Raw genomic sequence first — 19,766 nt, 5'->3', positions numbered from 1 at the left:
GTGCCGATTCCAACGTGGGCGTTTTGCACTACACTTCCCCCCATGTCTACGGTCTTTTCAGGAATCCAGCCCACCGGCGAGCCGCACATCGGCAACCTGTTTGGAGCAATGTTCAATTACGTCAAATTGGGCGAGCAATACGGCAAAAACGCCATTTACTGCATCGTGGATTTGCACGCGCCGACCAATCCTCTGGCCTACGACAAAAGCACCTTGGCCCGCCTGACCTACGAAATGGCGCTGGCGAATATGGCGGTAGGGCTCGACCCCGAAAAAGTTATTTTCTTCGTGCAGTCGCATGTCCGCGAGCATTCGGAGCTGAGCTGGCTCTTTACGGTGCAGACTCCGGTGGGCGAGTTGGAGCGCATGACCCAGTACAAAGACAAAGCCGGCAAGCTGGAGAGCGTTCCGGCGGGGCTGCTGATGTACCCGGTGCTGATGGCCGCCGACATCCTCTTGTACAAAGCCGACACTGTGCCCGTCGGTGAAGATCAGCTTCAGCATATCGAGCTAACCCGCGAAATTGCCCGGAGATTTAACCACACCTTTGGCGAGACGTTTCCTGAGCCGAGGGCGGTGCTGACCCAAGAAGCCCTGCGGGTGCCCGGCGTGGACGGCAACGGCAAGATGGGCAAAAGCAAGGGGCCGGGCAGCACCATCGGCATCTTGGAGGACTTCGGCAGCATCTGGCAAAAACTGCGGGTGGCCCCCACCGACCCCGCCCGCGTGCGCCGCACTGATCCGGGCAACCCCGACATCTGCCTCATTTTTGATTACCACAAGCTCTTCAGCGACCTGCCGACCATCCAGATGGTGGACGTGGAGTGCCGCCGCGCCGGAATCGGCTGCATCGATTGCAAGAAAGCCCTGCTGACCGGCATTGAGCGCACCCTGACGCCGATTCAGGCTAGGGCCGCCGAGTTGCAGCAACGCCCACAGCAGGTTTACGACGCGCTGGCCCACGGAGCCGATCAGGCCCGCGCTATCGCCCAGCCGGTGATGGAAGAAGTGCGGGAAAAGATGGGGTTTTTGAAGCTGTGAGCGCAAGCAGTTGATGGCGCGTGCCAAAAACACCGTTGAGCCGTCATCATTGACTTCTCTCGCGGCGGTCAATCCCTTCCTGTTCACCTTTCTCAACTTCTCCGGCACACTGGGCGAGTTGGCCGCCGAGTTGCGCTCGGAGCGGCTGGAACCGGGCGAGGTGCCGCTGCTGCTGCTGACCCGCGAAGTGCTGGCGCGGGCAGCCGCCCACCAACTGAGGCCTGAAGAACACGCCGAAACGCTGCCGCTGCTGGCGGGGGTGATTGCCCTCAAGGCCCGTTTGCTGCTGCCGAAACCAGAAGCGCTGGCGGCAGACGACGCGGGCGAGTGGGACGAGTTGGAAGAGGTGTTGGAAAGCGTGGAGGCTTTGGCCGAGCTGGACGCTCTGGTGTCATTTTTGAGTCAGCGGCGCTCAGAGCGGGCGGGGCTGATCGCGGCGCGTCCTCTCGATCTTCAGTTGGCCCGCAGGGCGCGACCAGCGGCGGGCAGCGCGGGGCTGGCCAAATTGGTCAAGGCCGCCCAAAGCACGGTGCGCGAAGTGCAGGTGCCGCTGCTTTCCCGCGAACGCCTGACCCTGGCCGGAGCGCTGCGGGCACTCAGCGCGTTCGGCACGCGGCTGCGAACGTTTACTTTTTTCAGCGTGTCGGTGAACGACTGGGGCGAGCGGGCCACCTATTTTTCGGCGCTGCTGGAAGGCGTCAAAGACGGGACGTTCAGCGTGCAGCAAGCTGAGCCGTTCGCGGACATCGAGGTGCGGCACCTGCGCGAGGAGTTGGAAGAAGTGTCTTAGATGGGTTGCCGAGCGCGGGAAAAGTGCTAGGCCTTCTTCCGCGATGCCTCGAACACCTGCACCCAGCCGGAATAGTTGCGGGCAATCTGGCTGACGGCGGCTTCACGGCTGATTTCCTTTGCCAGATAAGCCTTGAGGGCGTCCCAAAACGTCGTGCGGCCCACCGCGAAACCGGTGAAACCGGCAGTGGTCGCCGCCGTTTCCAGCCACGCCTTGACCTGCTGGTCGTCCGCGCCGCGCCCCAAGATAATCAGGTCTACGTTGCCGCGTCCGCCGCGCCGAGCGGCTTGCACCAGCGCTTCAGCGTTTTGGTGGCTGCCGACGCCCTCCACTTTCCATAGTTGCGGTTCTATGCCCGCGTCTTGCAGCTCGTGAATGGCCCGCACCATCAACTCGGGGCGAGCTTGGGTATCGTAATCAGCAGCTTTTTGCCTGTCGGTGGCGGGGACGAGCAGTTCAAACATCAGCGGGCGCTGGGTCTGCTGCGAATACGCTGACAGTCGTGCCAATTTCTCCCGCTGGCGGGCGTTGGATTCGGCGTCCCCGGTGGGGTTGTAGCGCACCAGAACTTTGACATACGCCGGATTCATCGCCTCGATATGGGCCTCATAGTCATCTCCATATTCGAAGTCGAACTCGTCTTGGCCGCTCTTTTCGACTGGGCAGGCGGTCAGGATGCCGCGCCGCTGGGCGTCTTGCAAAATTTCCGCGCCGAACTGCTCGTCGACCAGAATGCCGCCTTTGTCTAGGGCCTCGTTCGCTTCCAAAAAGCCCTCGTAGACCACTTGCTTGGCGGCTTTGATCTGAGCGGTCTGCTCGGCACTCAAGGGCGGCTCTAAGCCGAACAGGCCCTGCTCGAACGAACCCCGGTGGTCAAACGGCAGGATGTAAAGGGCGCTGGGATTGGGTTTCATGAGAGCAACGTACACCCCCAGCCCCAGCGCCCGGATGAAGACAAGTCAAAGACGGCTCAATCTGTGCCGTGCGAGATGATTTCTTGGTTGATCTTCGGCTCGTCCACTGCGATGCGGTGACGGAACACGTAATAATTCCAAGCTTGGTAGCCGATAATCAGCGGCAAGAAAATTCCGCCCACGATGGTCATCAGGTACAGCGTGTACGGCTGGCTGGCGGCGTTGCGGATGGTCAGATCGTAGGCCGCGCCGAGAGTAGACGGCAAGACTTTGGGAAACAAACCCAGAAAAACTGTGACCACCGAAAAGACGATGGTGAGGCTGCTCATGGCAAAGCTCAGTCCATCGCGCTTGAGGCGCAGAGAAAGCCAGATACCGGCCAAGGTCAGCGCCGCCAGCGCAGGCAAGACCCAGTTGCTGAGGCCAAAGCTTCTGAACAGTTCCTCGCGCACGTAGCCGAGGTAGACAAAGCCCAGCACCGCGACGGTGGCAAATGCGCCCCAGAACAGTGCCGCCGAGCGGGCGCGGGCGTGAAGTCCGCTCTGGGTGTCCAGGCGCAGCAGCAAAAAGGTTGCCCCATGCAGCATAAACAGCAGCGTGGTGGTCAGGCCGCCGAACAGGGTAAAGGGGGTGATGTAACTGGTCAGCGTGCCTTGATAAACGCCCGCCTGACCGATTGGAAGGCCCTGCACCAGCGCCGCCATGATCAGCCCCCAGGCAAACGCCGGAATAAAACTGCCGATAAAACTGGTCACGTCCCAGAAGACGCGCCAGTGGCGGTGATCCACCTGCGCCCGGAACTCGAAAGCCACTCCGCGTCCGATCAGGGCCAGCAAAATCAGGGTGAAAAGTGGATAGAGGCCGGTCAGGAGTGCGCCGTACCACAGCGGGAAGGTGGCAAAAATCGCGCCCGCCGCCAAAATGACCCAGACTTCGTTGCCGTCCCAAAACGGGCCGATGGTGTTGATCAGCGCCTTGCGTTCGCGCTCGTTGCGGGCCAGAAAGGGGCGCAGCAAATCCACGCCGAAGTCGAAGCCTTCAAGGAAAAAGTAAATGGCAAAGCAGGCCGTGACGATCCAAAACCAAAGTGCGGCGTAGTCCATTGGGGGAGTCCTCCAGAGTGTGTGGGAAGGTGGAAAGGCAACCGCTGGCGCTCACTTCTCCCAACTTCTCGCAGCGAGAGAGGGGGTGGTGAGCAGTGCGAATCCCTCAGCTCCCCTTCAATTTCACCGGATCAGATCCCAGCGTGTAATCCGGCGCGGGCACGCTGGCCAGTTCGGTGTCGGGCGGGTGCATTCCGGCGCGGGCGGTGCGGGTCAGCAAGAAGACGTCTAGGCCGATCAGCAGCAGGTAAATAATCCAGAAGGCGACCAAACTGGCGATCACGTAGGCCACCGGCAGCGGACTCACCGCGTCTTTGGTAAGCAGCAACCCCTGAACCACCCAGGGTTGCCGCCCGATTTCGGTGGTGACAAAGCCCGAAAAGTTGGCGAGGTGCGGCACCAGCGGCATGATCAGCAGGAAGATCAGGTAACCTTTGGCAGTTTCCAGCTTGCCTTTTCGCCACAGCCACAGCCCCCACAGCGCCGTCAATAGCATGATTCCGCCGAGGCCCACCATGATCCGGAAGGCCCAGTAGACCGGCCAAACAGGAGGAATGTAATTGCCAGGGCCGTACATTTTGACCATCTCGGCTTGGAGCTCGTTCATGCCCTGCGCCTTTTGGTAGAGGTTGTCGAAGGCCAAGAATGAACCAAGGTACGGGACTTCCAGCGAGAACAAATTGCGGTTTTGGGCGTTGCTGGGCAGAGCGATCAGGCTTTCGGGCATACTGCCGCCTTCCGGCGTGTCCCACAGGGCGCTGAAGGCCGCGTACTTCATCGGCTGATCGCGCACGGCGCTTTGGCCCTGAATATGTCCGCTGGCCACCACGCCCAAACTGCCCAGCGTCGCCAGCACCAGAGCGAGGTGCAGACCCGTTTTGAAGAGGGGAATTTCGTGCTTGCGCCGCAGGTGGTAACCGCTGACGGCCATCACGAAAAAGGCCGCCACGGTCAGGCCACCCGCGAAGATGTGCGAGAACCACTGCCAGCCTTTGGGATTGGTCATGACGGCCCAAAACGAGGTCAGCACCGCTTGACCGTTCAGGATTTCGTAGCCGACGGGGTGCTGCATCCAGGCGTTGGCAATGATGATCCAAAACGCGCTGATGGCGGTGCCGATGGCCACCAACCAGATAAAACTCAGGTTGAGCCAGCTCGGCAAGCGGTCTTTGCCGAACCACCACAAACCGAGGAAGGTACTCTCCAGAAAAAAGGCCATCAGCACTTCTAACGCCAGCGGCACGCCGAAAATGTTGCCGACGAAGTTGGAAAAGACCTGCCAGTTCATGCCGAACTGAAATTCCTGCACGATGCCGGTGACGACGCCCACCACAAAATTGATGAAAAACAGGTGACCGAAAAAGCGGGTCAGCCGCTCGAGGTCATCACTTTTGCGGACGAAAGCCAGCGTTTGCAGCAGCGCGATAAAAACGGCAAAGCCCACTGTGAACGGCACGAAGAAAAAGTGGAAAATACTGGTGGTGGCAAACTGAAAGCGCGAGAGTTCAAGGGTGCTAAAGTCCATGTGGCAGCTCCGTGAGGGTTCCTTGATGCAGGCGGCAAAGGGTGTCGGCAAGGGAAAGCGGCGCGGTGTGGTGGGTGGCAAAAATCAGGGTGCGCCCGGCTCGGCGGCGCTGAATAGCCGCGACCGCCAAGTTTTCAGAAACGGGGTCGAGGTGTGCGGTGGGCTCATCCAGAATCAGCACGGCTGACGGCCTCAGCAGAGCGCGGGCCAGTGCCACACGCTGCTGCTCGCCGCCGCTGAGCTTTGCGCCGCCCTCACCGATCCAAGCGTTGAAGTTCAGGTGGCTGAGGCCGAGTTCGTCCAGCCGCTCGCGCAATTCGGCGTCGCTGGCGGTCGGCAAGGCGAGGCGCAAATTGGCCGCTACAGTGCCGTCGATCAGCGCCGCGTCTTGGTCGAGGATGCTCAGCTGGCTGCGCCACGCGGCCGGGTCAAGCTGGGTCAGCGGAGTGCCGCCCACGCTGATCTGACCCGAAGCGGGGTCGAGGTCGCGGGCCAGCAAACGCAGCAAAGTGGTTTTGCCCGCCCCGCTTTCTCCGATGATGGCGGTGGCTGAGCCGTGCGGGAAGGAGTGGGTGAGGCGCGACGGGTCACTGGAAAACAGCGCTACGTCGTGCAGCGTGAGGGCCAACTGCGCTGGCAGGCTGGCCGGATGCGCGGGCGGCGTCACCCTCGGCCTCAGCGCTTGCAACTCAGCCAAGCGCTCCGCTGCGCCGAGGCCTTCTGCGCGGGCGGCGGGCAGGGCGCTGAGCACGGCAGCAGCGTCAAAAGCGGCCACCACGCCTAGAGCGGCGGCGGCCAGCCACGCGGCGGCGAGGTCGCCCGCTTGCACCAAGCCGCCCAAGCGCCAAATCAGTAGGGTCAGCGCCAGCACCGCCAGGCCTTCGCGGGCAAAATTCAGGCGGGCGGGTAGGGCGGCCAGTCGGGCTTCCACCTCGGTCAATTCGGCTTGAATGGGTGCGAGGCGGGCGCGGGCTGCTTGCGGGGCCAGTTCGCCGCCGAAGCTGCTGAGGGCCAGCAAGGTTCCGGCATGTTGGCCGTCCAATTCGGCGCGGGTGCCCGCCAGTTGGGCAGCTTGGCGGCTCAGGCGAACGGGGAAGTAAGCGGCCAGCAACAGGAGTGGCCCCACCAGCAGCGCCGACAAGGGATCGAGCAGTGCCAAGCCCAGTGTCAGTAGAGTTGCCAAGCCCAGATACGTCCACAGCGGCAGATCGGCCCGCAAAGTTTCAAAGGTCAGGGCGTCCACGTCGGCCCCGGCCCGCAGCAGGAACGCACCCTGACCGTGCTGGGCGGGCAGTTCGCGGCCCAGCGGCGCGAGGCGGACATACAACTGAGCGCGGAGCACTTGCGCCTGCGTCAGCGCCGCGCCGTGTGAGAGCAGCCGCTCGGCGTAGCGCAGCCCGCTGCGGCCCATCCCGAAGGCCCGCACGCCAGTTGTCAGCACGCCGAGGGCCAGCAAGGTTTCGGGATGCTGGGAGGCCCGAACGAGCAACGCGCCGCCCGTCGCGGTGAGGCCAAAGGCGCAGAGGGCCGCCAGCAGCGCCAGAAAGAGGGGAAAAGCGTAGCGTTTCATGACTGCTGCTCCAGCCTGCCGCCGGCCACCCGGTACACGGCGAATCCGTCGGGGACATGGCGGTGGGTAACGAGCAGCAGCGTTTTGCCCGCGAATAAAACGTCCAACTGGCCCAAGACTTCACGCTCCGAGAGGGGGTCGAGGTGAGCGGTGGGTTCGTCCAGCAAAATGAGATCGGCGTCGCTCAGCGCGGCGCGGGCGAGAGCGAGGCGGGCACGTTCGCCGCCGCTGAGCGGGTGGCCGTCTTCGGTGATGCGGGTGTGAGGAGAAGCGGTGAGGCCGACCAAGTTGAGAACGGTTTGGACGCGTTCGGGTTTGGCATTCAAATTCTCCAACACCGTCCCTGCCAGAAAACGGGGCCGCTGGCTTACCACCGCACAGTGGGCTTGCCAAGCTGCCGTGTCGAGCTCGGCCAGCGCCACGCCGTTGACTTTGACGCTGCCCACCAAAGTCAAATCCTTGTGCAGGCCGCGCAGCAAAGAGGTTTTTCCGCCGCCGCTCTCCCCCACCAGCGCGGCCCGCCCGCCGGCTGGGAGGCTCAGGTTCACGCCGCTCAGGACTGGGCGTCCGGCCAAACTCAGGCCCACCCCGCGCAGAGTGAGAGCGGGAAGGCCGTCCACCTTCGCCGCGCCGCTCTCCACTTCCGGCGTATCCAGCAGCGCGTACAGTTCGGCGGCGGGAGCTTCGGCGTCCAGCGAGGCGTGCCTGTCGGTGCCGAGTTGCCGCAGCGGGGCGAAGACTTCGGGGACGATCAGCAGCGCGGCCAGCGCGGGCGTAAATGTCCAGCCTCCTTCAAAGAGTCTGACGCCGATGGTCACGGCGATCAGGGCCACACTCATGGTGGCGGCAAAATCCAGCACGAAGCCGGAAAGGAAAGCGGCCCGCAAGACCTTGAGGGTGGCGGCGCGGTGGGTTTCGGCTTCACCCGCCAGCGCCTGAGCCTGCGCCGCCTCTGCGCCGAAAGCCCGCAAGGTCGGCAGCGCCCTGAGCGACCCCGACAGCCGAGCGCCCAGCCGGGTGGTGGCTGTCCAAGCCTGCGTGCTGGCGTCTTGGGCGGCCCAGCCGACCAGCACCAAAAACAAAAGGCACAGCGGCACCGTCAGTGAAACGATCAGGGCGCTGCGCCAGTCGAGCCACCACAGCGCCGCGCCCGCCACCAGCAGGCCCGCCGCCGAGTGGGACGCCTGTGGAAGCCAGCGGGCGTAATAAGCCGAGAGTTTGGGCAGACTTTCGAGCAGGCCCACACTGCTTCTGGCTTCACCCAAATCGGAGAGCGCCGAGGGGCCGAGCGCCAGCAACTTGAAGCTGGCCCGCTGGCGCAAGTCGCCCACAATCTGCGCCGAGCGGCGGGCGTTTCCGGCTTCGCGCAGGGCATTCAGGCCCGCCCGCAGCAGCAGTAGGCCGGCTGTGACGGGCAGCCACCAAGCCGCGAGCGGTTGCCCACTTGCTTGCCCAGCCGTTTGACCAAAGGCCAAGCCGCCGATCACCCGCGCCAGCAATAGCCACGCGCCGACGCCCAGCAGCGCTCCCACCACGCTGAGCACAGTGGAGAACAGCAGCAGGCCGCGCACGCCTGTTTCCCGGCTCAGTCGGCGGGTCGGCGGCGGCGCGAAGCGGGCGGGCGTTTGGGACTGAACGGCGGAAACAGCAGTGGTCATGAAAAGCGCCACCTCCTTGCGTTGTGAGCGGTAGGAAACGGGACAAGAGGCAGGGCGTTGACTGAGGCTCACTGCCCATAAGGCAGACAAGCAAGCGGCGCTGCGCCAGACCACAAGTGAGAACACCCTGCTCCAGCAGGAAAATAGCTTCCTTGAACAGCTTCCCACTCCGGCTTGGACGGCCCATCCGCCTCTGTCCGCATCCTGCACCACTCCTCTGCTCCGCTCAAGGCAAAGCGTCCCGCCGACGCATCTGAAGTTTGCCTTTGGACGCTCCACATAAAGCAGCCGGGTTCTATTTGCGCGTGACCCAGAGTGTTTATCTTGAGTGCGATCAGAGGAGCCACATGACCGAAAAAATTCGCAGGGACAACGTAATTCAGGGCGCGGTGGACGAAGGCGGCCTGCAGACCAAGAGCGATATCCACAGCGGAGAGACGCCGCTGCCGCACTTTTACGGCACAGCAGGTCAACCTGACGCCGGCCCGCTCAGAGGCCGCTCCCCTAAAAACAACGCAGCAGTCAGCCTTAAGATCGACGGCGGGGCCTTTACCGGTCAGGCGGGCGAACTGCTGATCGACGCCATCAACCGCGCCCAGATCGAAGTGGCGCAGGTCTGCTACCATCCGCAACTCGGCAGCATTCAAACGTGCGACACCTGCATCGTGGAGGTGGACGGCCAACTCGTCCGCGCCTGCGCCACCCCCGTCCGTGACGGCCTGACGGTTCGCACCCAGACCAACGCCGCCAGAGCCGCCCAGCGCGAGGGCATGGACAGAATTCTGGCCAACCACGACCTCTACTGCACCATTTGCGACAACAACAACGGCAACTGCACCGTTCACAACACCGTGGAGCTGCTGGACATCAAACATCAGGCCCGGCCTTACCAGCCCAAGCCGTACGAACAAGACTGGAGCAATCCCTTTTACCGCTACGACCCCGACCAGTGCATCTTGTGCGGGCGCTGCGTGGAAGCCTGCCAGAACCTGCAAGTCAACGAAACTTTGAGCATCAACTGGGAAGACGACAATCCCCGCGTGCTGTGGGACGGCGGCAAACCGATTGGCGATTCGAGCTGCGTGAGCTGCGGCCACTGCGTGTCGGTGTGCCCCTGCAACGCGCTGATGGAAACCTCAATGGTGCATCAAGCGGGCGTGTTCACCGGCATTCCGCTGACGGTGTTTGACGCGGCGGTGGGCGTGGTCAAGGGCAGCGAGAGCAGCACCGGCTACGGCCCGATTTTCAAGATCTCGGAAATCGAATCGTCGGTTCGCGAAGGCTACATCAACCGCACCAAAACCGTCTGCACTTACTGCGGCGTCGGCTGCTCGTTCGACGTCTGGACCAAAGACCGCCAGATTCTCAAAGTAGAGCCGCTGCACGGGCACGCCAACGGCGTCTCGACCTGCATCAAGGGCAAGTTCGGCTGGGACTACACCAACAGCCCCGAGCGCCTCAAGACCCCGCTGATCCGCGAGCACGGCGCAGACGGAGCTTATTTCCGCGAAGCCACCTGGGACGAAGCGCTCGATTTGATCGCTTGGCGGATGAACGAAATCAAGGCCCAGCACGGCCCCGACGCGCTGGCGTTCGTGGCGTCCAGCAAAGCCACCAACGAGGAAGCCTACCTGGTGCAGAAGCTGGCCCGCGCCGTGATCGGCACCAACAACGTGGACAACTGCTCACGCTACTGCCAGTCGCCCGCCACCGTGGGCCTGTGGCGCACCGTGGGCTACGGCGGCGACAGCGGCACCATCAAGGACTTGGAAGTGGCGCGGTTGGTCATGACGGTGGGCAGCAACACCACCGAGAGCCACCCGGTGCTGGCGACCCGCATCAAACGCGCCCACAAATTGCACGGCCAGAAACTCATCGTGGCCGATTTGCGCCGGCACGAACTGGCCGAGCGGGCCGACGTGTTTATTCAGCCGCAAGCCGGCACCGATTTCGTGTGGCTCTCGGCGCTCAGCAAACACATTCTCGACACCGGGCGGGCGGCGCAAGCCTTCCTCGATCAGCATGTCAACGGGCTGGACGACTACCGTGACAGCCTCAAAGACTTCACGCTGGAGTTTGCCGAAGCCGAAACCGGGCTGAGTCAGGACACCCTCAGGCAGTTGGCCGACCTATTGGTCGAAGCGTCTGACCAGACCCAAGACGGCGGCGTGTGCATCTGCTGGGCGATGGGCGTCACGCAGCAGATGGGCGGCTCGGAAACCAGCACGGCGATTGCCAATCTGCTGCTGGTTACCGGCAATTACATGCGGCCCGGCACCGGCGCTTACCCGCTGCGCGGCCACAACAACGTGCAGGGAGCTTCCGACTTCGGCGCGATGCCCAATATGTTGCCGGGTTACGAGAAGATCAGCAAGCCCGAAATCATGGCCAAGTGGGAAGCCGGGTGGGGCGTCAAACTCAGCCGCGAGAAGGGACTGGACAACACCCAGATGATCGACGCCATGCTCGACGGGCGGCTGCACTTTCTGTATCTCAACGGTGAAGAGATGGGCCTGACCGACGCCAACACCAACCACGCGCAACACGCCTTTGAGCAGCTGAGCTTCATGGTGGTGCAAGACGTCACCATGTCCGACACCGCCAAGTTTGCCGACGTGGTGCTGCCCGCCTCGCCCGCGCTGGAAAAAGACGGCACGTTCACCAACACCGAGCGCCGGATTCAGCGGCTGTATCAGGCGATTGAGCCGTATGAAAACAGCTTACCCGATTGGGAAATCTTGCAGCTGGTCGCCAACCGCCTCGGTGCGAACTGGAACTACTCGCACCCCGGCGAGATCATGCTGGAAGCCGCTTCGCTGACCGAACTGTTCGCGGGCGTGACCTACGAGCGCTTGGAAGGATACAAGACGCTGTGCTGGCCGGTCAACGCCGACGGCAGCGACACCCCACTGCTGTACACCGACAAGTTTCACAGCGAAGACGGCAAGGCGATTCTTTATCCAGCGGTCTATCAGCCGCGTGTCCACGCCCCGACTGAGGACTATGATTTGCACCTCAACACGGGCCGGATGCTGGAGCACTTCCACGAAGGCAACATGACCTTTCACGTGCCTGGGATTGCCGCGCAGGTGCCGGACGGCTTTGTGGAAGTCAGCCCTGAACTGGCCGCCGAGCGCAGGATCAAGGACGGCAGCGCCGTGCGGCTGGTGTCCAGCGTGGGCGCGGTGCGGCTGCGGGCGCTGGTGACAGACCGGGTAAAAGGCAAGGAAGTCTACGTGCCGCTGAACATCCGCAACGCCGTAGACGCCGTCAACCGCCTGACCGGAGCCAATAAAGACACCAACACCAACACGCCCGCCTACAAAGACACCTCGGTACGAATGGAGGTGCTGGGCGAAGACTGTGCCACGCCGCTGCCGAAGAGCAATCACCGTTACTATAAAGCCACTCCGCAAAAGGGTGTGGAAGTTCAGCGCAAATGGGCGCGGCCCGATTACGCTTTTCCTGGCAGCAGTTTGCCGCTGGTGGGCGACAGCTTGAATGCGCGGGCAGACCGGCTGGGAGGGGACGACTAGAGCTTATTCGCGCTGGTCACTCGCTCCCTCTGTCCCAGCTTGGCAGCAGAGGGGGCAGTGAGCGCCAGCAGTCGCTCCTCCTCTCTTTCCACTGAGGTCTTTCCTACTGAGGTACATTCCCAATGGCCAAATACATCCAGTACACCCCCAAACCCAAGACTTCACAAGAACACTACGCCGACGCTGAGTTCGAGAGCGCCGAGGCCCGCACCGAGTCGCTCAAGCTGCTGCGCGAACTGCACGAAGCGGGCGTGCTGGACGTGCTGAGTAAATTGGTGCGCGGCGGCGAGGGCCTGACGTCCGCCATCTTTCACACGCTCAGCGATGAGGGCAGCCTCAAAGCCATCCGCAACGTCACCGAACTCGGCAAAACGCTGGGGTCGCTCGATCCGCAAGCGGTGGGCCAGCTCGGCGCTGTGCTCAATGCTGGGGTCAACGAAGGCGCTCGCAGCGTGGCGCAGGGCAAAGGCGTGGGCCTGACCGATCTGCTCAAATTGCTGAACGATAAAGACGTGCAACTAGCGCTGGGCGCAGTGTTCGGCCTGCTCAAGGGCGCGGGCAGAGCGCTCAGGGAAGCGCGGGGCGACACCACCAACACGCCAAATCAGGGCGAGTTTGACCGCCACGACCAGATTCAGCCGACGCCCAACGCGCCCAAGCGCCCGACCAAGCCCGTTCGCAGCAAGCCGGTTTCCAGCAAGTAACTGTGCCGAACCAGACCACCCAATATCCGGTTGGGGCTTACCGAGACGCCGAGTTCAGTGCCCTGACCGACGTGTTGGCCATCGAGGAGCCGCTGGAACTGCGCGTTGACGCTGATCCGGCGTTTACCCTCAGCTTGATGATGAGGACGCCCGGCCATGACCGCGAGTTGGTGACGGGTTGGCTGTGGGCCGAGGGGCTGCTGGACGCGGTGGACGCGCTGGAACTCAACCCAGACACCCCCAATGTAATTGCCCTGCGCGGCGACGTGGGGCGGCTGCGCGGCGCGGCGCGGGCAAGTTTTACCTCGGCGGCGTGCGGCGTGTGCGGGTCGGGCAGCGTGGAGCGGCTGAGCATTCGGGCTGAGCCCGTCATCTGGACCCCGCCGCCGCTGACCCCCCAACTGATTTTGGACTTGCCGGAACGCCTCCGAGCAGCTCAGACCGGCTTTAACGCCACCGGCGGCCTGCATGCAGCGGGCCTTTTTAGCGCGGGAGGCGAACTGCTGTGCGCTTACGAGGATGTGGGCCGCCACAATGCCACCGACAAAGTGGTGGGCTGGGCGGCCCTGCGCGGTGAGCTGCCGCTGTCCGACCGGATTCTAGTGACCAGCAGCCGGGCAGGCTTTGAAATCGTGCAGAAAGCGGCGCTGGCAGGCGTGGCCGTGGTGGTCACGGTGGGGGCGGCCAGCAGCCTCGCTGCCGACACCGCCGCCGCGCTGAACCTGAGCTTGCTGGGCTTCGTGCGCGGGGAGCGCTTCAATGTGTACGCGGGTGGGGAGCGGGTGCAAAAGATTGAGTAAGCGTTGATTGACCCGCGCTAAATCTCAATTTCTTCCGGCGCTTTATGCTTGTGCCGCCACCACACCACGCCCGCCACCACCACCGCCGCGCCGATCAAATACGGCAAGGCCTGACCTTGCAGCCGCTCAAACTGCTCCAGAATGCTGGGGCCGAATCTCCAGATCAGGGTTTGCCATACGCCGACATGCAGCGCCGCGCCCAGCGCACTGAAAGCCAGGTAAGCGGGCCAAGCGTAGTGCGAGGCTCCGGCATAAAGCGTTACCGGCGTTCTGAGCGAACCGATGGTGCGGCTGACCACCACCAGGAGGCCGCCGTAACGGTTCATCAAGCGGGCCGTCCGGCGGCTGTGGGCGAGGCGTTGCCAGCTCAGGGGCAAGCGCGTCAACAGTGAGGCGGCGAGGCGGTAGCCTGCCAAGCTCCCCAACCAGTTGCCCAACGTGCCCGACAGCAGCGCTTCCCAGAGCGTGGTCTGTCCGGCGTGAATGGACTCGGACAAAGCCAGCATCGGCAAAAAACCCGGAATGCCCGGAATGCCCATGCCTTCCAAAAACATCAGCGTAAAGCTGGAAAAGTGCAGCCAAAATGGATTAAGAGAATCGAGCCAAGCCAACACTTGCCAGAGCATAAAGCAAGCAGATGGGCAGGAGATGCGGAGCGCTCACTGCCGAACCTACTGACCCAAAATGAAGCTGCGCACCGCCGTCACGATTCGCGCTTCGGTGTCTACGCGGCTGGCGGTGGGCGTGCCGTCGCCCGCTTGAGCACCGTAGCGGCCAAAGAAGGCGTGGACGGCTCCGGGCAAGCGCACCAGTTGAGTGTATGCCGGCAAGCGTTTGAGGCCGTCTTCCACCTTGGCGGGCAGGCTGAGTCCATCGTTTTCAGCCAGCAAGTCCAGCACCCGCAGTTTCTGGCCGCGCAGAGTCACGTTGTCGGCAGGATAAGAGCCCATCAAAATCAAACCGGAGATACGCCCCTGATGGCTTTCCAAGTACTGCGCCGCCGTCACGCCGCCGAGGCTGTGGCCCGCCAAATACACCGGCTCGCTGGAGGGCAGCGCGGCCAGTACTTCGTCGGCGCGGGTGGGCGCAAAAAAGGCCAAGTCTTGCGGAAAGCCCACGATCACGGTTTGAATGCCCGAAGGAGCCAGCGCTTCACCCAGCCAGCGGTAAGCCTCCGGTTTGACTTTGCCGCCGGAGTAGTAGATCAGGGTGGCTTTGCGCTCGCCCACAGCAGGCACGGTCACGGCGTTGTTGAGGGTGACCGACTGCGTAGAACTGATAACGGCGGTTTGCTGCTGGGCAGCGGGAGCGCAGGCCGCCAAAATCAGCGACGACGAGAGCAGCAAGATCAATTTTAAGTTTTGCCCTTTGAGCGGTGTCATGGCTGTCAGCATGACGCTTCGGCGCTGCACTTGCCGCGCATAAAGTTTGGGTAAAGGTCTAAAAGCATCACTTCAGACAGCTGACCAGTGGGCTTAGACCCTACAACTCTGTCAGGAACAAACCACCAAAGCTCCACAAGTAAACCCGCTCAATTCCCGAGTTCCTGCAAGGCAAGGAGAGTCCAACATGATGAAATCCAAGATGACCGCATTGATCGCCGCCGCCCTGACGCTCAGCGTTTCCGCTTCCGCGCAAATGACCGACGCTTACGTGCGCGTTGTTCACGCCGTGGCCGACGCACCTGCTGTGGACGTCTACGTGGACGGCACCAAAACCGTCTCCAACGCGCCCTTCAAGGCCGTCACACCATACGGGAACGTCCCCGCAGGCAGCCACACCGTCAAAATCACGGCGGCTGGCGACGCCAACACCGTCGTCTTCGACGGCAAGGTCGATCTCACCGCAGGCACGTATTACACCGTCGCGGCCGTCGGCTACCTCGCCAACCTTAAGCCGAAAATCTTTACGGCCACTTCGCTCAACACCGATCCGGGCAAGGCGCAAGTCAATGTCTACCACCTCTCGCCCGACGGCCCCCGCGTGCAGGCGCTGGCCGTCGACATGAACAATACGGCGTTGCTGCCCAAAGGTCTCGCCTACGGCAACATGGGAACGCTGAATGTCGCGCCGATGGCCGTCAACCTCAACATCGTGCCGTTCGGCGCAACCCAGCCGGTGGTCAAAAACGTGACTGGCCTGAGCATCGCGGGCGGCAAAACCTACAGCCTGTTTGCGCTCGGCACTTTGGCCGGCAAGAGCTTTGACGTGGTGGCTACTGAAGACAAGCTGGAGATGGGCAGCATGGGCGGCAAATAAAGATCATTCAAAAAAGTTCAGCCGCTGATTGAGTTCAGGGCGAACCCATAACAAGAAGGGACGGCGGAGAGGCGAGTAGGAAAGTCTGATCCGCCGTTCTTCGCACGCTGTTGTTACTCGTCTTGGCCCAGTTGCCGCTTCTGGTTTTGGCTTCGCCGGCTTTGTGAATCACCTTAAAGTTTGTATAAAGGGTAAAAGCAGGGCATCCAACATCTGAACAGGGTCTCTTTGGCATACAACTCAGTGAAGCAGCAAGATACGTTCAAACAGCAATACCAAGGAGAGTACAAGATGACGAAATCCAAAATGACCGCCATGATCGCCGCCGCACTGACCCTCAGCGTTTCCGCCTCCGCCCAAAACATGGGCATGAAAGACGCTTACGTGCGCGTCGTTCACGCCGTCTCGGACGCGCCCGCCGTGGACGTCTACGTGGACGGCACCCGCACCGTTTCCAACGCGCCTTTCAAAGCTGTGACCGCCTACGGCGAAGTCCCCGCCGGAATGCACAAAGTCATGATCACGGCAGCAGGCAACATGAAAGCGGTGGTCTTCAGCGGCAGCGTCAACCTCAAGGCGGGCGTCTACTACACCGTCGCGGCGTCGGGCTACCTCAAGAAAGTCACGCCAATTATTTTCTACACCAGCGGCCTGAATAAGAACAAAGGCAAAGCCGAAATCACCGTCTACCACCTTGCTCCCGACGCTCCTGCAGTGCAGGCCATCGCGGTGGACATGAACAAAGCTGGCCTATTCAAGACCCCCCTCAAGTACGGCTATGACCGCACCCTGCTGGTCAACCCGATGGGCGTCAACCTCGACATCGTGCCGTTCGGCAAAATGTCACCCGTGGTCAAGAATATCTCGGGCATCAGCGTAGCGGGCGGCAAAACCTACAGCTTGTTCGCGGTGGGCACCCTCAAGAACAAGAACTTTGACGTGATCGTCGCCGAAGACAAGCTGGAAATGGGCAGCATGGGCAAGAAGTAAGCCGCTTCCCAACTGAACTGAATTTGATTGATCCTTTAGGCGCGTGGCTTCCTGAGCTGCGCGTCTTTTTTGAATTGACCTAACTTCCTGAGAAAGGAGGAGAAACCAGCCCATGTCAAACCCTGAGTCCAATCTTCAAAATGGAAAACAAAATAAGAATGCCCCGGCGCAACATTTTTGGTGGCGACTTTTGAGAGCGTGGATCGCCGCCGTGCTGCTGAGCGTGATCGGCTACGCGGCCCTGGTCTGGGCAGGTCTGGCCTATCCGCCGATTGCCTTATTCGGCGTGCTGACGCAGGCGCTGGGCGTGCCCGCCGTGTTTCAGTTTCTGCACAAGCTGTTGGGCCTCGGCCAAGACGCCAAGTTGCTGGCCTTCAGCGGGGTGGCGGTGCTGTGGCTGGGCGGTTTGAGCTTACTGGGCGCAGTGAGTGTGCCGTGGGCCGCCGCCGGAATGCTGGCGCTGCTGTGCATCGTGGGGCTGGGTTCACTGGGCTGGTGGCTGCCGCTGCTCTACGGCCTGGTGTTCTGGGCGCTGCTGGAAGGCGTGAACCGGCTGCTAACATTTGGGCCGGGCGGGGAGAGGCTGCAAGGCGTGACCACTCCTACCGATACGGCCCGCCGCTTGACGACACTGGGCCTCGCGGCTGGAGGAGCGGTGGTGGCGGGCGGGGGCCTCAGCGCTCTGCTCAAGCAAGGCAGCGCAGACACCACCGCTGCCGCTCCCGTGCCGGGTCAGCCGCTGCCGTTTGGCGTGACGCCGGTGGAGCAGTTTTACTACGTCTCCAAAAACCTAGAAGCCTTCGATCCTCGCCTGAGCGCCGAAAAGTGGAGCCTGACGGTGAGCGGATTGGTGCAGACGCCCAAGACTTACCGTTTGGCTGACCTCAAGCAGTTCGCCCCCGTGACCAGCGAGCGCACCCTGTCGTGCATCTCCAACCCCGTCGGCGGGCCGCTGATCTCCAACGGAATCTGGGGCGGCTTCCGGCTCACCGACTTGCTGCGCGACGTGGGTATCCAGAAAGAAGCCCGCTTCGTGCTGTGGAAGGCCGCCGACGGCTACACCGAGTCGTTGCCGCTGGGCGAAGCGCTCGACCCGGAAAACCTGCTCATCACACAGCTCAACGGCGAAGCGCTCAACGCCAAGCACGGCTTCCCGCTGCGGGTGCTGATTCCCGGCCGGTACGGCATGAAGCAGCCGAGGTGGATCACCAACATTACGCTGAGCGCCGAAGATCAGCCGGGATACTGGGTCAAGCGCGATTGGTCGAAAGCGGCGCGGGTGGAACTGATGAGCCGCATCGACCAGCCGCCAGAAATTGACCCAGTCGTCAAAGCAGGTCGGCAGACTTTTATTCGGGGCGTGGCCTTTTTTAGCCAGCCGATCACCAAGGTAGAAGTCAGCACCGACGGCGAAAAGACCTGGCGCGAAGCTGAACTCGTCAGGCCGCGCAGCATTTATGCCTGGACACCCTGGCAACTGGCCTGGACGCCGGAAGCGGGCCAATACACTCTGGCAGTGCGGGCTTATTCAGGCGACACCGTTCAGAAAAAAGCAGACAAAGACGCCCTGCCCGAAGGTGCGACCGGCTACCACCGCTTTGAAGTGAAGGTAAGTTGAACAGTGCGTTCATTGTAAAGTTGAAATTTTTCACAAAATGAACCGAATCGGTAAGACAGAGCAAAAGCGGGCCTTCATTTGTATGGTATGAGTCTTCGCTTTTAAGAAATTCATAAACGTGCTCTTCCCCCAAAAGACTTAAGAAGAATGAACAGCAAAGCAGTACAAACCCCCAAAACTTGATACTTCTCTCATCAGGGGCGTCTCGGCGCACCGCAAACTGTAAGCCATGAAACATCTAATTTTCCCCACCGTTGCACAAGCCGACGCCTTCGTGGCCGACCTCCGTTCTCAGAACCTGATTCAGCCGGAAATGGGCCAGACTTCGGTCAACCGCACCAGCAGCATGACCAACTCGGCTGCTAGCACTGCTCCCCTGACCGGCATCACCGACCCCACACTGGACGCCGGCGGTACGCCTGAAGACGCAGGCGAAGGCGCAGTCAAGGGCACCGGCGTCGGTTTGATCGCGGGCGCAGTCGCGGGCGTCATCGCCACGGCCACCACCGTAGCAACGGGCGGCCTCGCGTTGCCGGTTATTTTGGGCATGGCGGCGCTGGGTTCGGGCGTCGGTGCAGGTGTGGGAGCCATCGGCGGCGCGGCGGGCGTTGACGAAACCGGCGGCAGAATGTACGACGACAACTACCACGTCAGCGACGAGCACTACACCCAAATGAGCAGCACCATGGACGCCGGTGGCCGCGCTATCGCCGTCGAGGATTCGGTGCCGATGGACGCGCTCAAAGCCACTGCCGACCGCCACGGCGGACAGTTCGTCAACTAAGCAACAAACAAATAACATCCAAAAAACCGCGAGCGCTTCTCAAAGGCTTGCGGTTTTTCGTTGGAACTGACCTGCTTAAGATTGAGCCGCCGCGTATTCGAAATAGGCGTTGACTTGCGGAATGACAAACAAACTCAGGGCGCTCAGGAATTGCAGAGCGCCGATCAGTGCCACGAAAGCGCCCAGACCGCCGCCGAAACTCAGGCCAGCGATCAGGGCGCTCACCGCGTTGAGCAGCAGCAGCAACGCCAAGACCACCCGCGCCCAGATTTTGCCGTTGTAGACTGCCCAGCACAACCCCACCAGCAGGGCAAAGCTCAGCAGCAAGCCGAAACTAAAGCCGCCGTACCTCAGGGTATTGGTGATGACTCTCAGGAGATTGATACCGATAATCAGTATCAGCAGGCCGGACACCACGCGGAAACCGGCCCGAATACTTTCAGCAGTCGCATTCATGAGTCAATTCTAATGAAA

Annotated in this window: 17 protein-coding genes; 9 read left to right on the top strand and 8 right to left on the bottom strand. The window is 62.0% G+C overall.

Annotated features, from left to right (window positions below; all coding sequences use genetic code 11):
* Positions 1 to 42 precede the first annotated feature (42 nt).
* Both trpS and EHF33_RS02300 read left to right on the top strand, forming a co-directional pair.
* Positions 43 to 1,041, top strand: coding sequence for a tryptophan--tRNA ligase (trpS, locus tag EHF33_RS02305; RefSeq protein ID WP_124867512.1), 999 nt, complete (start codon positions 43 to 45; stop codon positions 1,039 to 1,041).
* 49 nt (positions 1,042 to 1,090) lie between these two features.
* Positions 1,091 to 1,831 (top strand): segregation/condensation protein A, encoded by a 741-nt coding sequence (locus EHF33_RS02300; protein ID WP_124867509.1) that lies wholly within the window; start codon positions 1,091 to 1,093, stop codon positions 1,829 to 1,831.
* Positions 1,832 to 1,857: 26 nt separating this feature from the next.
* Here the strand turns inward: EHF33_RS02300 and EHF33_RS02295 are convergent, their stop codons facing one another.
* From EHF33_RS02295 to EHF33_RS02275, 5 genes are all read right to left on the bottom strand, one after another.
* A complete protein-coding gene (locus tag EHF33_RS02295; protein ID WP_124867507.1) occupies positions 1,858 to 2,745 on the bottom strand; it encodes a 2-deoxy-5-keto-D-gluconate 6-phosphate aldolase domain-containing protein in 888 nt (295 codons plus the stop codon).
* A 56-nt stretch (positions 2,746 to 2,801) separates the two neighbouring features.
* Complete coding sequence (cydB, locus tag EHF33_RS02290; protein WP_124867505.1) at positions 2,802 to 3,848, bottom strand: cytochrome d ubiquinol oxidase subunit II; 1,047 nt, start codon at positions 3,846 to 3,848, stop codon at positions 2,802 to 2,804.
* A 106-nt stretch (positions 3,849 to 3,954) separates the two neighbouring features.
* The gene (locus EHF33_RS02285) at positions 3,955 to 5,373 is read right to left on the bottom strand and encodes a cytochrome ubiquinol oxidase subunit I (protein ID WP_124867503.1); all 1,419 of its coding nucleotides are present in this window, start codon (positions 5,371 to 5,373) and stop codon (positions 3,955 to 3,957) included.
* Positions 5,363 to 6,943, bottom strand: a complete 1,581-nt coding sequence (locus EHF33_RS02280; RefSeq protein ID WP_124867501.1) for an ATP-binding cassette domain-containing protein — start codon at positions 6,941 to 6,943, stop codon at positions 5,363 to 5,365. The genes EHF33_RS02285 and EHF33_RS02280 overlap by 11 nt, the downstream gene beginning before the upstream one ends.
* The gene (locus tag EHF33_RS02275) at positions 6,940 to 8,601 is read right to left on the bottom strand and encodes an ABC transporter ATP-binding protein/permease (protein WP_124867499.1); all 1,662 of its coding nucleotides are present in this window, start codon (positions 8,599 to 8,601) and stop codon (positions 6,940 to 6,942) included. Before EHF33_RS02275 ends, EHF33_RS02280 begins: the two co-directional genes overlap by 4 nt.
* Positions 8,602 to 8,948: 347 nt before the next feature.
* Here EHF33_RS02275 and fdhF point away from each other — a divergent pair, with 347 nt between their 5' ends.
* From fdhF to fdhD, 3 genes are all read left to right on the top strand, one after another.
* The gene (gene fdhF, locus EHF33_RS02270) at positions 8,949 to 12,137 is read left to right on the top strand and encodes a formate dehydrogenase subunit alpha (protein WP_124867497.1); all 3,189 of its coding nucleotides are present in this window, start codon (positions 8,949 to 8,951) and stop codon (positions 12,135 to 12,137) included.
* Positions 12,138 to 12,259: 122 nt separating this feature from the next.
* Positions 12,260 to 12,841, top strand: a complete 582-nt coding sequence (locus EHF33_RS02265) for a helical membrane plugin domain-containing protein (RefSeq protein ID WP_124867496.1) — start codon at positions 12,260 to 12,262, stop codon at positions 12,839 to 12,841.
* 2 nt (positions 12,842 to 12,843) lie between these two features.
* Entirely contained in the window at positions 12,844 to 13,641 is a 798-nt protein-coding gene (gene fdhD, locus EHF33_RS02260) for a formate dehydrogenase accessory sulfurtransferase FdhD (protein WP_241191219.1), read from the top strand.
* 17 nt (positions 13,642 to 13,658) lie between these two features.
* Here the strand turns inward: fdhD and EHF33_RS02255 are convergent, their stop codons facing one another.
* Together EHF33_RS02255 and EHF33_RS02250 are read right to left on the bottom strand one after the other, a co-directional pair.
* The gene (locus EHF33_RS02255; protein WP_124867494.1) at positions 13,659 to 14,267 is read right to left on the bottom strand and encodes a DedA family protein; all 609 of its coding nucleotides are present in this window, start codon (positions 14,265 to 14,267) and stop codon (positions 13,659 to 13,661) included.
* 45 nt (positions 14,268 to 14,312) lie between these two features.
* Positions 14,313 to 15,023, bottom strand: a complete 711-nt coding sequence (locus tag EHF33_RS02250; RefSeq protein ID WP_164473383.1) for an alpha/beta fold hydrolase — start codon at positions 15,021 to 15,023, stop codon at positions 14,313 to 14,315.
* A 187-nt stretch (positions 15,024 to 15,210) separates the two neighbouring features.
* Here EHF33_RS02250 and EHF33_RS02245 point away from each other — a divergent pair, with 187 nt between their 5' ends.
* The 4 genes from EHF33_RS02245 (at position 15,211) to EHF33_RS02230 (ending at position 19,292) form a co-directional block, all read left to right on the top strand.
* On the top strand, positions 15,211 to 15,900 hold the full coding sequence (locus EHF33_RS02245; RefSeq protein WP_241191218.1) for a DUF4397 domain-containing protein: 690 nt from the start codon (positions 15,211 to 15,213) through the stop codon (positions 15,898 to 15,900).
* A gap of 291 nt (positions 15,901 to 16,191) precedes the next feature.
* Complete coding sequence (locus tag EHF33_RS02240) at positions 16,192 to 16,890, top strand: DUF4397 domain-containing protein (RefSeq protein ID WP_241191217.1); 699 nt, start codon at positions 16,192 to 16,194, stop codon at positions 16,888 to 16,890.
* 112 nt (positions 16,891 to 17,002) lie between these two features.
* Positions 17,003 to 18,508: a molybdopterin-dependent oxidoreductase gene (locus tag EHF33_RS02235; RefSeq protein WP_124867491.1), complete on the top strand. Its 1,506-nt coding sequence runs from the start codon at positions 17,003 to 17,005 to the stop codon at positions 18,506 to 18,508.
* 229 nt (positions 18,509 to 18,737) lie between these two features.
* The gene (locus EHF33_RS02230; RefSeq protein ID WP_124867489.1) at positions 18,738 to 19,292 is read left to right on the top strand and encodes a hypothetical protein; all 555 of its coding nucleotides are present in this window, start codon (positions 18,738 to 18,740) and stop codon (positions 19,290 to 19,292) included.
* Positions 19,293 to 19,367: 75 nt separating this feature from the next.
* On the opposite strand, the gene EHF33_RS02225 is transcribed toward EHF33_RS02230, so the two are convergent.
* The gene (locus EHF33_RS02225) at positions 19,368 to 19,748 is read right to left on the bottom strand and encodes a hypothetical protein (RefSeq protein WP_124867487.1); all 381 of its coding nucleotides are present in this window, start codon (positions 19,746 to 19,748) and stop codon (positions 19,368 to 19,370) included.
* Between the last annotated feature and the right edge of the window lie 18 nt (positions 19,749 to 19,766).

Origin of the sequence: Deinococcus psychrotolerans, from assembly GCF_003860465.1 — a bacterium.
In the GTDB taxonomy this organism is placed as follows: Bacteria; Deinococcota; Deinococci; order Deinococcales; family Deinococcaceae; genus Deinococcus; species Deinococcus psychrotolerans.
This window is presented reverse-complemented; position numbering and strand designations above follow the sequence as displayed.

Bases quoted from the DNA above. Each gene is read 5' to 3' on its own strand.
- trpS (WP_124867512.1), top strand. From the start codon at position 43: ATGTCTACGGTCTTTTCAGGAATCCAGCCCACCGGCGAGCCGCACATC.
- EHF33_RS02230 (WP_124867489.1), top strand. From the start codon at position 18,738: ATGAAACATCTAATTTTCCCCACCGTTGCACAAGCCGACGCCTTCGTG.
- EHF33_RS02265 (WP_124867496.1), top strand. From the start codon at position 12,260: ATGGCCAAATACATCCAGTACACCCCCAAACCCAAGACTTCACAAGAA.
- fdhF (WP_124867497.1), top strand. From the start codon at position 8,949: ATGACCGAAAAAATTCGCAGGGACAACGTAATTCAGGGCGCGGTGGAC.
- EHF33_RS02255 (WP_124867494.1), bottom strand. From the start codon at position 14,267: ATGCTCTGGCAAGTGTTGGCTTGGCTCGATTCTCTTAATCCATTTTGG.
- EHF33_RS02225 (WP_124867487.1), bottom strand. From the start codon at position 19,748: ATGAATGCGACTGCTGAAAGTATTCGGGCCGGTTTCCGCGTGGTGTCC.
- EHF33_RS02250 (WP_164473383.1), bottom strand. From the start codon at position 15,023: ATGACACCGCTCAAAGGGCAAAACTTAAAATTGATCTTGCTGCTCTCG.
- cydB (WP_124867505.1), bottom strand. From the start codon at position 3,848: ATGGACTACGCCGCACTTTGGTTTTGGATCGTCACGGCCTGCTTTGCC.
- EHF33_RS02280 (WP_124867501.1), bottom strand. From the start codon at position 6,943: ATGAAACGCTACGCTTTTCCCCTCTTTCTGGCGCTGCTGGCGGCCCTC.
- EHF33_RS02295 (WP_124867507.1), bottom strand. From the start codon at position 2,745: ATGAAACCCAATCCCAGCGCCCTTTACATCCTGCCGTTTGACCACCGG.
- EHF33_RS02245 (WP_241191218.1), top strand. From the start codon at position 15,211: ATGATGAAATCCAAGATGACCGCATTGATCGCCGCCGCCCTGACGCTC.
- EHF33_RS02235 (WP_124867491.1), top strand. From the start codon at position 17,003: ATGTCAAACCCTGAGTCCAATCTTCAAAATGGAAAACAAAATAAGAAT.
- EHF33_RS02275 (WP_124867499.1), bottom strand. From the start codon at position 8,601: ATGACCACTGCTGTTTCCGCCGTTCAGTCCCAAACGCCCGCCCGCTTC.
- EHF33_RS02285 (WP_124867503.1), bottom strand. From the start codon at position 5,373: ATGGACTTTAGCACCCTTGAACTCTCGCGCTTTCAGTTTGCCACCACC.
- EHF33_RS02240 (WP_241191217.1), top strand. From the start codon at position 16,192: ATGACGAAATCCAAAATGACCGCCATGATCGCCGCCGCACTGACCCTC.